Annotated in this window: 11 protein-coding genes, 1 rRNA gene and 1 riboswitch; of the genes, 11 read left to right on the forward strand and 1 reads right to left on the reverse strand. The window is 69.9% G+C overall.

What is annotated here, in order from left to right; all coding sequences use genetic code 11:
* Window positions 1-154 precede the first annotated feature (154 nt).
* The 11 genes from rrf to AC07DW_RS09385 all read left to right on the forward strand — a co-directional run bounded on the left by rrf (window position 155) and on the right by AC07DW_RS09385 (window position 10,846).
* Window positions 155-271, forward strand: a 5S ribosomal RNA gene (rrf, locus tag AC07DW_RS09335).
* Between the two features lie 143 nt (window positions 272-414).
* On the forward strand, window positions 415-1,023 hold the full coding sequence (clsA, locus tag AC07DW_RS09340) for a cardiolipin synthase ClsA (protein ID WP_478857027.1): 609 nt from the start codon (window positions 415-417) through the stop codon (window positions 1,021-1,023).
* A 117-nt stretch (window positions 1,024-1,140) separates the two neighbouring features.
* Entirely contained in the window at window positions 1,141-3,636 is a 2,496-nt protein-coding gene (locus AC07DW_RS09345) for a sugar phosphate nucleotidyltransferase (protein WP_478857028.1), read from the forward strand.
* Between the two features lie 103 nt (window positions 3,637-3,739).
* Entirely contained in the window at window positions 3,740-4,669 is a 930-nt protein-coding gene (locus AC07DW_RS09350; RefSeq protein WP_478857029.1) for a DUF881 domain-containing protein, read from the forward strand.
* Complete coding sequence (locus tag AC07DW_RS09355; protein ID WP_064068997.1) at window positions 4,666-4,998, forward strand: small basic family protein; 333 nt, start codon at window positions 4,666-4,668, stop codon at window positions 4,996-4,998. Before AC07DW_RS09350 ends, AC07DW_RS09355 begins: the two co-directional genes overlap by 4 nt.
* A 5-nt stretch (window positions 4,999-5,003) precedes the next feature.
* Window positions 5,004-5,864: a DUF881 domain-containing protein gene (locus AC07DW_RS09360; protein ID WP_478857030.1), complete on the forward strand. Its 861-nt coding sequence runs from the start codon at window positions 5,004-5,006 to the stop codon at window positions 5,862-5,864.
* A gap of 172 nt (window positions 5,865-6,036) precedes the next feature.
* Window positions 6,037-6,978 (forward strand): FHA domain-containing protein, encoded by a 942-nt coding sequence (locus tag AC07DW_RS09365; RefSeq protein ID WP_478857263.1) that lies wholly within the window; start codon window positions 6,037-6,039, stop codon window positions 6,976-6,978.
* Between the two features lie 17 nt (window positions 6,979-6,995).
* Window positions 6,996-7,745 carry a transcriptional regulator FtsR gene (ftsR, locus tag AC07DW_RS09370; RefSeq protein ID WP_478857031.1) on the forward strand — a complete coding sequence of 250 codons (750 nt, stop codon included), beginning with the start codon at window positions 6,996-6,998 and terminating at the stop codon, window positions 7,743-7,745.
* A 53-nt stretch (window positions 7,746-7,798) separates the two neighbouring features.
* Window positions 7,799-8,272 (forward strand): bifunctional nuclease family protein, encoded by a 474-nt coding sequence (locus AC07DW_RS09375; RefSeq protein WP_004002801.1) that lies wholly within the window; start codon window positions 7,799-7,801, stop codon window positions 8,270-8,272.
* Between the two features lie 303 nt (window positions 8,273-8,575).
* Window positions 8,576-9,229, forward strand: a complete 654-nt coding sequence (locus AC07DW_RS09380; protein WP_478857032.1) for a MerR family transcriptional regulator — start codon at window positions 8,576-8,578, stop codon at window positions 9,227-9,229.
* A gap of 66 nt (window positions 9,230-9,295) precedes the next feature.
* On the forward strand, window positions 9,296-10,846 hold the full coding sequence (locus AC07DW_RS09385; RefSeq protein ID WP_478857033.1) for a DNA polymerase IV: 1,551 nt from the start codon (window positions 9,296-9,298) through the stop codon (window positions 10,844-10,846).
* Here AC07DW_RS09385 and AC07DW_RS09390 read toward each other — a convergent pair.
* Window positions 10,774-11,139 carry a PRC-barrel domain-containing protein gene (locus AC07DW_RS09390; RefSeq protein ID WP_478857034.1) on the reverse strand — a complete coding sequence of 122 codons (366 nt, stop codon included), beginning with the start codon at window positions 11,137-11,139 and terminating at the stop codon, window positions 10,774-10,776. The two genes, AC07DW_RS09385 and AC07DW_RS09390, sit on opposite strands and share 73 nt — an antisense overlap.
* A gap of 113 nt (window positions 11,140-11,252) precedes the next feature.
* Window positions 11,253-11,352, forward strand: a riboswitch (glycine riboswitch).
* The last annotated feature ends 24 nt before the right edge of the window (window positions 11,353-11,376 follow it).

Below are 11,376 nucleotides of genomic sequence, written 5' to 3' on the forward strand. Positions count from 1 at the left end.
GGTTGATAGGCCGGATATGGAAGCCCAGTAATGGGTGGAGTTGACCGGTACTAATAGGCCGAGGGCTTGTCCTCAGTTGCTCGCGTCCACTGTGTTAGTTCTGAAGTAACGAACTCCCGCTCCGGCTGGTTGTAGTTCGATATCTTCATAGTGTTTCGGTGGTCATAGCGTTAGGGAAACGCCCGGTTACATTCCGAACCCGGAAGCTAAGCCTTTCAGCGCCGATGGTACTGCAGGGGGGACCCTGTGGGAGAGTAGGACGCCGCCGAACAAGTTTTATGGGAGAGCCCCGCACCTTTTGGTGCGGGGCTTTTCCGCGTTCCGGAGGATCCGGGACACCCCTGTGCGCCGACCTGTCCCGGCTGACGGTAAAGTCAGGGGGCATCGTCGGCACGTTCCACAGGAGGCACCCGGGTGGAGGTACAGGAGACTCGCGTCCAGACGGACCGGGTCCTCACCATCCCCAACATTCTGAGCATGGCTCGCCTCGCCGGTGTGCCCCTGTTCCTGTGGCTGATTCTCCGCCCCGAGTTCGGCGGGCCGAAGAGTGACGGCTGGGCGTTGCTCGTCCTGATGCTCAGCGGTGTCAGCGACTACCTCGATGGCAAGCTCGCCCGGCGCTGGAACCAGATCAGCAGCCTGGGGCGGCTCCTCGACCCGGCGGCCGACCGGCTCTACATCCTTTCCACGCTTCTCGGCCTGACATGGCGGGAGATCCTGCCGCTGTGGCTCACTCTTGCCCTTTTGGCCCGAGAGCTGATGCTGCTGGTGATGGTGGGAATCCTCCGCCGGCACGGCTATCCGCCGCCGCAGGTGAACTTCCTGGGGAAGGCGGCGACCTTCAACTTGATGTATGCCTTCCCGCTCCTCCTGCTCAGTGACGGCAGTGGATGGCTGTCGTCACTCGCTGAAGTTTTCGGGTGGGCGTTCGCCGGATGGGGTACAACTCTGTATTGGTGGGCAGGGATCCTGTATGTGGTCCAGGTCCGCCGACTTGTCAGGGCGGATACCGTGGCCGATTGAGCCTCTGTCTGGTGCCGTGTGGCGAGAGACAGCGCCTGTGTTCGTTCTGGGAACACCGCTGTCACGGACGGGTGAAGTCGGCTTGACCGTCATCTTCGCAAGGAGGACGCTTCCGACATGAAGGCCGTCGTAATGGCCGGTGGCGAGGGAACCCGCCTTCGCCCCATGACCTCGAGCATGCCCAAGCCGCTCCTGCCGGTCGCCAACCGACCGATCATGGAGCACGTGCTGCGGCTGCTCAAGAGGCACGGGCTCAATGAGACCGTGGTGACCGTGCAGTTCCTCGCCTCGCTCGTAAAGAACTATTTCGGTGACGGCGAAGAGCTCGGCATGGAACTCACCTATGCCAATGAGGAGAAGCCACTCGGTACTGCGGGAAGTGTCAAGAATGCCGAGGAGGCACTCAAGGACGATGCCTTCCTCGTCATTTCCGGTGACGCGCTCACCGATTTCGACCTGACCGACCTCATCGCGTTCCACAAGGAAAAGGGCGCGATGGTCACGGTGTGCCTGACCCGGGTGCCGAACCCGCTGGAGTTCGGCATCACCATCGTGGACGAGGAAGGGAAGGTGGAGCGCTTCCTCGAGAAGCCCACCTGGGGGCAGGTCTTCTCCGACACGGTCAACACCGGTATCTACGTCATGGAGCCCGAGGTCTTCGACTACGTCGAGGCGGATGTTCCGGTCGACTGGTCCGGTGACGTCTTCCCGCAGCTCATGAAGGAAGGCAAGCCGATCTACGGCTACGTCGCCGAGGGCTACTGGGAGGACGTCGGCACCCACGAGAGCTATGTGAAGGCCCAGGCCGACGTACTCGAGGGCAAGGTCGACGTCGAAGTCGACGGCTTCGAGATCTCGCCGGGAGTGTGGGTGGCGGAGGGTGCGGAGGTGCACCCGGACGCGGTGCTCCGCGGGCCGCTCTACATCGGGGACTACGCCAAGGTCGAGGCCGGCGTGGAAATCCGCGAACACACCGTCGTGGGTTCCAACGTGGTCGTGAAGAGCGGCGCGTTCCTGCACAAGGCGGTGGTCCACGACAACGTCTACATCGGGCCGCACAGCAATCTCCGAGGCTGTGTCATCGGTAAGAACACCGACATCATGCGGGCCGCCCGGATCGAGGACGGGGCCGTCATCGGTGACGAGTGCCTCGTCGGTGAAGAATCGATCGTTCAGGGCAATGTCCGGGTGTATCCGTTCAAGACCATCGAGGCCGGCGCCTTCGTCAACACCTCGGTGATCTGGGAATCGCGGGGGCAGGCGCACCTGTTCGGCGCGCGTGGCGTGTCCGGCATCCTGAACGTCGAGATCACGCCCGAGCTGGCCGTCCGGCTGGCGGGGGCGTACGCGACGACGCTCAAGAAGGGCGCCACGGTCACCACCGCGCGTGACCACTCCCGCGGTGCGCGCGCGCTCAAGCGGGCCGTGATCTCGGCTCTGCAGACCAGCGCCATCGACGTGCGCGACCTGGAGAACGTGCCGCTGCCCGTCGCGCGGCAGCAGACTGCCCGGGGCAGCGCCGGCGGCATCATGATCCGTACGACGCCGGGTGTCCCCGATTCGGTCGACATCATGTTCTTCGACGAGCGGGGCGCCGACCTGTCGCAGGCGGGGCAGCGGAAGCTGGACCGGGTGTTCGCGCGCCAGGAGTACCGGCGCGCCTTCCCGGGCGAGATCGGCGACCTGAGCTTCCCGTCGAGCGTCTTCGACTCGTACACCGGATCACTGCTGCGGAACGTCGACACGACGGGCGTCGCCGACGCGGGCCTCAAGGTCGTCGTCGACGCGTCGAACGGCAGCGCCGGCCTCGTCCTGCCCAGCCTGCTGGGCCGGCTCGGGGTGGACTCGCTGACGATCAACCCCGGCCTGGACGAGTCGCGGCCCACCGAGTCCGCCGAGTCCCGCCGCGCGGGGCTGGTGCGGCTCGGCGAGATAGTGGCGTCGGCTCGCGCCGCGTTCGGCGTACGGTTCGACACCGTCGGTGAGCGGCTGTCGCTCGTCGACGAGCGCGGCCGGATCATCGAGGACGACCGGGCGCTGCTCGTGATGCTCGACCTGGTGGCCGCCGAGCGGCGCAGCGGGCGTGTGGCGCTGCCGGTGACGACGACGCGGATCGCCGAGCAGGTCGCGGCGTACCACGGGACGCAGGTGGACTGGACGACGACCTCTCCCGACGACCTGACCAGGGTCGGCCGCGAGGAGTCGACGATCTTCGGCGGCGACGGCCGCGGTGGCTTCATCGTGCCGGAGTTCAGCAGCGTGTTCGACGGTACGGCGGCGTTCGTGCGGTTGATCGGGCTGGTGGCGCGTACGCAGCTCACGCTGAGCCAGATCGACGCGCGCATCCCGCGGGCGCACGTGCTCAAGCGGGACCTGGCGACGCCGTGGGCCGTCAAGGGCCTGGTGATGCGCAGGGTCGTGGAGGCGGCCGGCGACCGGCACGTGGACACGACCGACGGCGTCCGTGTGGTGGAGGCCGACGGGCGGTGGGTGATGGTGCTGCCCGACCCCGCCGAGGCCGTCACGCACCTGTGGGCGGAAGGCCCGGACGACGCGTCCGCGCAGGCCCTGCTGGACGAGTGGGCCGCCGTGGTGGACAGCGCGGGCCGCTGACCGCCCGCGTGGAGCGCTGAGCCGGGAGGCGTCACCGGACGCCTCCCGGCTCACCGGTGGGGCCATTCGGCGGTAGCCCCTCCGACGTGCGACGATGTGCGGCATGTCGCAGCAGCACCCCGTTCGGAGCACCGGCTCCCCGCCTCCGCGTCCCGATGCGTCCATGTCGCTGCTGACCAACGTGATGGACCACGCGCTCGACGACGGGTACGCCGAGGCCTCGGCCCGCAGGGCCGCCGAGGGCGGCGGCCTGCCGCGTACGCTCCGGGCCAAACTGGGACTCGCGGCCGGGCTCGTCCTGGCCGCGCTCGTCGTCACGCTGGGAGCCGCGCAGGCGCGGATATCGGCACCGGTTGTGGCCAAGGAGCGCGAAGAGCTCATCGACCGCATCGAGGACGAGACGTCGGCCGCGGACGGCCTCGAGAAGCGGATCGAGGAACTGCGTACCGAGGTGGGGGAGCGGCAGCGCAAGGCGCTGGAACAGCACGGCGGGGACCAGGGGCAGCTCGTCGCCCTCCTCTCGGGGGCGACGCCGGTCCACGGACCGGGCGTCAAGCTCGTCGTGGACGACGCCGAGGCAACCGAGGAGGGTGGCGGCGGCCCGCGCGAGAGCAGCGGATTCGCCGACACGGGCCGGGTCCGGGACCGGGACATGCAGCGGGTCGTCAACGGACTCTGGCAGGCGGGCGCGGAAGCCGTCGCGATCAACGGACAGCGGCTGACCGCACTGTCGGCGATCCGGGCGGCGGGCGACGCCATACTGGTCGACAACAAACCGCTGGTGCCGCCCTACACGGTGCTGGCGGTGGGGGACGGAAAAAAGCTGAGCACGACGTTCCAGGACAGCGCCGACGGGCAGTACCTGCACGTGCTGAAGGAGAACTTCGGTATCCGCACCAGCATTTCGGACCAGGGCGAGGTGCGTCTGCCGGCGGCGCCGAGCCTGATCGTACGTACAGCACAGCCGAGCGAGGCCGGAGCCGGATCGGGTGACGGGCAGGGCGCGGCCGAAACAGGGAAGGGCACATCTTGATCGCCGTACTGGGCCTCGTCGTGGGAGTCGTGGTCGGACTGTTCATCCGGCCCGAGGTGCCGGCCGTGGTCGAGCCCTATCTCCCGATCGCCGTCGTGGCCGCGCTGGACGCCGTCTTCGGCGGCCTGCGGGCCATGCTCGACGGGATCTTCGTCGACAAGGTCTTCGTCGTCTCCTTCCTGTCCAACGTCGTCGTGGCCGCGCTCATCGTGTTCCTCGGCGACAAGCTGGGCGTCGGCGCACAGCTGTCCACCGGTGTGGTAGTCGTGCTCGGCATCCGGATCTTCTCCAACGCCGCCGCCATCCGACGGCACGTGTTCCGGGCGTGAGGCCGATGAGCAACGAAGAGACACCCGAACCGACTCCAGGGCAGTCCCCGGACCGGACGCCCGCCGAGAACCCGGCTCCCGTTCCGGCCGAGACCCCGGGCCCTCGGCCCGGAGCGGAGCCCGGCCCTGAGCCGAAGGCGGCCGAGCCGACCGGGCGGCAGCGACTGATCGCGGGTCTGTGGCCGCCGCGCGTGACCCGGGCGCAACTCATCGTGGCCGTCCTGCTGTTCGGGCTGGGGCTCGGCCTGGCCATCCAGGTCCGCTCGACCAGTGACACCGGCGCCCTGCGCGGTGCGCGCCAGGAGGACCTGGTACGCATCCTCGACGAGCTCGACGACCGCACGCAGCGCCTGGAGGACGAGAAGGCGCGCCTGGAGGACCAGCGCACGGAGCTGGAGAACAGCTCCGACCAGGCGGAAGAGGCGCGCAGGCAGACGCTGGAGAAGGAGCGGCAACTGGGGATCCTGGCCGGTACCGTGGCGGCCCAGGGACCCGGTATCTCGCTCACCATCGACGACGGCGCCGGCGCGGTCGAGTCCGACATGCTGCTCGACGCCATCCAGGAGCTGCGGGCGGCCGGCGCGGAGGCGATCCAGGTCAACGGCGTCAGGGTGGTCGCCGACTCGTACTTCTCCGGTGACGCCGGGGACATAGAGGTGGACGGACGGAAGATCAAGGCGCCGTACCGCTTCAAGGTCATCGGGAAGCCGCAGGACCTGGAACCGGCGCTGAACATTCCGGGAGGCGTGGTGCAGACGCTGGAGAAGGAGCAGGCCACCGCCACGGTCACCCGGTCGCAGAAGATCGTCGTGGACGCCTTGCGACCGGCGGAGCGGCCTGACTACGCTCGGTCGTCATCGCGGTGAGGCGGGGGAACATGGGGGTTACGCGGCAAGGGCCCGTCGTCGGCGGTGGACCGAACCGGGGCGCGGGAACGGGGGCCGGTGTGCGCCCACGCACCGCGGGGACCGGAAGAGGGGCGCCGGGACGCGGGGTTGCGGGGGGTCGGCGCATCACATACGTGGTGCGTGATGGAAACTGTCCGGAGGTTACGGACGTTGTGATGATGTCCGGGTCGGCAGGTGTGTTCATTCAGGGTTCGTCCTGCCCCACGGGCGGGTCTGTTTCGTTCAAGGGGAATCGCCCGTGAAGTTGTTTGCGAAGTTGTTCGGTAAGAGCGCACGCGAGGACGGCGGCAACAGTGCCCGGCATCGCGCGTCGCGCCATGACCAGAGTGAGGAGCAGGGCGGCGAGCGCCCGCTCTTCCGTGACGAGGTTGCGCGCCCGGGTGGTGACATTCCGGGAGGCCAGGGCGCGTCTGTTGACCCTGCCGGTTCCGGCCGCATAGGTTTCGGGGACCCATCAACCTCGAGTACGGGTGGAGGGTCGACGTCCGACCCGTACGCGACGAGTGCCCACGCGGGCCAGCCGCGGCAGGAGGATTCGTCCATGCCGGTGTGTACGAGGTGCGGACACCGCAACGCCGAGGCGAGCCGGTTCTGCTCCAACTGCGGTGCGCCGCTGCGCGGGGGCGTTCCGGCGGAGCGCGCGTCCGAGACGACGTCGACGATCTCGATCTCCGGCCTGGAGGCGTACGACTCCGAGGTCACCGGCCAGACGCAGCTGCCGTCGCTGTCTCCCGAGGCTCAGGCGGCCGTCGAGGCGCTGCCGCTGGGTTCGGCGCTGCTGGTGGTACGGCGCGGCCCGAACTCGGGCAGCCGTTTCCTGCTGGACAGTGATCTGACCACGGCGGGGCGCCACCCGCAGAGCGACATCTTCCTTGACGACGTGACCGTGTCGCGTCGCCATGTGGAGTTCCGCCGCTCGCCCGACGGCAGTTTCACCGTGTCGGACGTCGGCAGCCTCAACGGCACCTACGTCAACCGCGAGCGGATCGACTCGGTACCGCTGTCCAACGGCGACGAGGTGCAGATCGGCAAGTACCGGCTGGTCTTCTACGCGAGCCAGCGGGGCGTGTGACCCGGCAGGGGAGGCCCATGCTGCGAACCACGACGGGCGGTGCCGGCAACGGCACCGCCGGCGCCGCCGAGCAGTTGGTGAGCATCGGGACGGTGCTCAACCAGCTGCGCGAGGAGTTCCCCGAAGTCACGATCTCCAAGATCCGGTTCCTGGAGGCGGAGGGGCTCGTCGAGCCGCAGAGGACGGCTTCCGGGTACCGGAAGTTCAGCCCGCGCGATGTGGAGCGGCTGGCGCGCATCCTGCGGATGCAGCGGGACCACTACCTGCCGCTGAAGGTGATCCGCGAGCACCTGGACGCGGTGGAGCGGGGCGAGCAGGTGGAACTGCCGCCCGCTCCGGGACCGCAGCGCGATTCCGCGGACGGCGACCCGTGGGATCCGGCGCTGGAGCGCCCGACCGCCGCCCGGGTGGGCAGGGCCGAGCTCCTGGCCGCCGCGGACGCGGGCGAGGAGGAGCTCGCCGACTGGGAGGCGTACGGTCTGGTCGTCCAGGGCGTGGACGGCGGGTACGACGCCGAGGCGGTCACCGTCGCGAAACTTGTCGCGGAACTGGGGAGATTCGGTCTGGAACCGCGTCACCTGCGGGCGGTGAAGGCTGCCGCCGAGCGCGAGGCGGGACTGGTCGAGCAGGTCGTCGCGCCGTTGCGCAGACACCGTAATCCGCAGACCAGAGCCCATGCGGAGGCCACGGCCAAGGAGCTGGCGGCGCTGTCCGTGCGACTGCACGCGGCGCTGGTGCAGACGGCTCTCGGCATCCGCTTGCCCTGATCTTGACAGGGCCCGACTATCCAAACCGGTCCGGCACGTCCTAGGGTTGCAATGTGAACGAGCTCGATGTTGTCGGTGTCCGGGTGGAAATGCCCTCCAACCAGCCGATCGTGCTCCTGCGTGAAGTGGGAGGCGACCGGTACCTCCCGATCTGGATCGGCCCGGGGGAGGCGACGGCGATCGCCTTCGCCCAGCAGGGCATGGCTCCCGCCCGGCCGCTCACCCATGACCTTTTCAAGGATGTGCTCGAGGCCGTGGGCCAGGAGCTGACCGAGGTCCGCATCACGGACCTGCGGGAAGGGGTCTTCTACGCGGAGCTGGTCTTCGCCAGCGGTGTGGAGGTGAGCGCCAGGCCCTCCGACGCCATAGCGCTGGCCCTGCGCACCGGAACCCCGATCTACGGCAGCGACGGCGTGCTCGACGACGCCGGGATCGCCATTCCGGACGAGCAGGAGGACGAAGTGGAGAAGTTCCGCGAGTTCCTCGACCAGATCTCGCCCGAGGACTTCGGCACCAGCAGCCAGTGAGTTCGGCGGCTCCGCCGCCGGCGGGCCCGCAGGCCCGCCCCCTGCTGTCCGCTGGTGCTGGGACCGGCTCGCCGGTGACGCCGCTCCCGGTCGTCGTTCCCCGGTGCGTCCCGGGCGCCCTGCGGTGGCGAGGGACCGGATCGGCGGGGTGTTTCCGCCCATTCCGGTAGCCTTTCCCGCTTTTGGGATACGGGAAACCACTCTCAGGGTGATTATCACTCGGCGTGCCGAGTGTGGCGATCGTTGACGCACCCCTGGTGACTGCCTACCGTCGAGATGGCAGGTCAAGGACGGAGGGTCGGCGTGATGAGCAGCGGCGACGGTGCGACTGGGGGCCTCCCCGGACGAAGTCTGGGGCAGAGCGGGCCGTATCCGCTTCACGGGGGTGCGGATCCGCTTCACGCGAGCGTGGCCGGCGTGGGCGCCGGCGCGGCGCAGGGGGACGACACCGATCCGGAGACCGACACGGTCGGCTATCGGGGGCCCACCGCCTGCGCGGCGGCGGGCATCACGTACCGGCAGCTCGACTACTGGGCGCGGACCGGGCTGGTCGAGCCGAGCGTGCGGCCCGCGTACGGGTCGGGGACGCAGCGGCTCTACAGCTTCCGGGACGTGGTCGTCCTCAAGATCGTCAAGCGTTTCCTGGACACCGGTGTCGCGCTGCAGAACATCCGCGCGGCCGTCCAGCACCTGCGTGCGCGGGGTTTCCGCGACCTGGAGCGGATGACGCTCATGAGTGACGGGGCCACGGTCTACGAGTGCTCGTCGCCCGACGAGGTCGTGGATCTGCTGCAGGGCGGCCAGGGTGTCTTCGGGATCGCCGTGGGCGTGGTGTGGCGGGACGTCGAGGCGGCGCTCTCGCAGCTGCACGGGGAGCGGGTCGACACCGGCGAGACGCTGGTGCGGCACAACCCGTCGGACGAGCTGGCGCGCCGGAGGCGTGACAGGGCCGTCTGAGGCCGGACCGCGCGGTGGCAGTCGCGGCCGGGGTCATTGTCAGTGGCGTAGGGCAGCATCGGTGGTGTGAGAGCCGCGCCGACCATTCTGCATCTGGACATGGATGCCTTCTTCGCGGCCGCCGAGCAGGCGGCGAAGCCGAGCCTGCGCGGGAAACCGGTGGTGGTCGGCGGGCTGGGGCCGCGCGGAGTGGTCGCCACCGCGTCGTACGAGGCCAGGCGCTTCGGAGTGCACTCGGCGATGCCGATGGCGCAGGCGCGACGGCTGGCGCCGAACGCCGCGTACCTGGTGCCCCGCTTCTCGCTGTACCGGGCGGTGAGCGAGCAAGTCATGGAGCTGTTGCGGGGACTTTCGCCTCTCGTCGAGCCGCTGAGCCTCGACGAGGCCTTCGTGGACCTGGAGGCCGGGGGAGCGGCGCGGGACGCGGTGGGCGCGCGCGAGGCCGGTGAGCGGCTGCGCAGGGACATCCACGAGGTCACGGGTCTGACCGGGTCGGTGGGGCTGGCCGGCTCCAAGATGCTCGCCAAGATCGCGTCCGAGGAGGCCAAGCCGGACGGGCTGGTGCTGATAGAGCCGGGGACCGAGCGGGAGCTGCTGGGTCCCAAGTCGGTGCGGATCCTGCCGGGCGTGGGGCCGGCGACCGGTGAGCACCTGCGGCGGGCCGGTATGACGACGGTGGCGGACCTGGCAGGGGCGGGGGAGGACGAGCTCGTACGGCTGCTGGGGAAGGCGCACGGGGAGTCGTTGTACCGGATGGCGAGGGGGTACGACGACCGGCCCGTGGTGGCGGAGCGGGACGCCAAGTCGGTGTCGGTGGAGGACACCTTCGACGTGGACCTGCACGACCGGCTGCGGGTGCGGTCGGAGGTGGAGCGGCTGGCCGAGCGGTGCGTGCGGCGGCTGCGGGGCGCGGGGCGGTCGGGGCGGACGGTGGTGCTGAAGGTCCGGCGGTACGACTTCTCGACGCTGACCCGGTCGGAGACGCTGCGGGGGCCGACGGACGACCCCGTGGTGGTGCGGGAGGCGGCGGCGCGGCTGCTGGAGGCGGTGGACACCACCGGGGGCGTGCGGTTGCTGGGCGTGGGGGTCACGGGGCTCGCGGACTACACGCAGGAGGACCTGTTCGCGCAGGCCGCGGCGGAGAGGGCGGCCGCCGGGGCGGGTGGCACGGAGGAGGGGGGAGTGCCGACGGGCGGTGCGGGCGCGGGTGGGGCGGAGGGGGACGGCCCCGAGGGGAAGCGGTCGGCCGCGGGAGCCGCGGTGGCGGGGGTTCCGGTGGGTTCCGGTGGGGCGGACGGGCAGGGTGGGCCGGCCGGACCGGAGGACGCGGTGGGCGCGGCGGAGGCGGCTCGGGAGGAGCGGCGGTGGATGGCCGGCCAGGACGTGCGGCACACCGAGTACGGCGCCGGGTGGGTGCAGGGCAGCGGGCTGGGGCGGGTGACCGTGCGGTTCGAGGAGCCGTGGTCGACGCCGGGGCGGGTGCGCACCTTCCGGGCCGACGACCCGGAGCTGGAGCCGTCCGATCCGCTGCCCCTCGTGGCGGGTCAGTCCTCCTGGCCGGCGAGCTTGCCGAAGTCGCGGTCCGTGGAGGGCGGCGGCGGGAGCGCCAGGCCGTAGTGGTGGTAGAGCTGGAGCTCCTGCTCGGGCGAGAGATGACGGCCGACGCCGAAGTCGGGAGCGTCCTTGATCAGGGCGCGGTCGAAGGGGACGTGCAGGCCGTCCTCCGCCACGTCGCTGGGCTCCAGGGGGACGAAGGCATCGCGGCTGAACAGGCCCGTCCGGACGGCGGCCCACTCGGGCTCGCCCGTCGCGTCGTCCAGGTAGACCTCGTCGATGGTCCCGAGCTTGTGGCCGTCGCGGTCGAAGGCCTTGCGGCCGATCAGGCTGCGCGGATCGATATCGGTCTGCACGGTCCCTCCATCTGCTCGCAACCGCTGGTAAGCACTACGAAAGTGCACTTCGGTGACGTCGGCCACTCGAGGGATCGGGCGGGGACCGCGCTGGTAGGCTGGCAGACGGCCGCTGACCCCGTGCGGGAGAGTCCTCCGGAGAAACCTTTCGGAGGCGCCGAAGGAGCAAATCCTCCCCGGAATCTCTCAGGCACCCGGTACCGCACGGATGAGGTCACTCTGGAAAGCAGGGCGGGC

Source organism: Streptomyces sp. NPDC045701 (genome assembly GCF_056432045.1).

Coding starts and splice junctions, on each gene's coding strand:
- AC07DW_RS09360 (WP_478857030.1), top strand. CDS start 5,004: ATGAGCAACGAAGAGACACCCGAACCGACTCCAGGGCAGTCCCCGGAC.
- AC07DW_RS09345 (WP_478857028.1), top strand. CDS start 1,141: ATGAAGGCCGTCGTAATGGCCGGTGGCGAGGGAACCCGCCTTCGCCCC.
- ftsR (WP_478857031.1), top strand. CDS start 6,996: ATGCTGCGAACCACGACGGGCGGTGCCGGCAACGGCACCGCCGGCGCC.
- AC07DW_RS09350 (WP_478857029.1), top strand. CDS start 3,740: ATGTCGCAGCAGCACCCCGTTCGGAGCACCGGCTCCCCGCCTCCGCGT.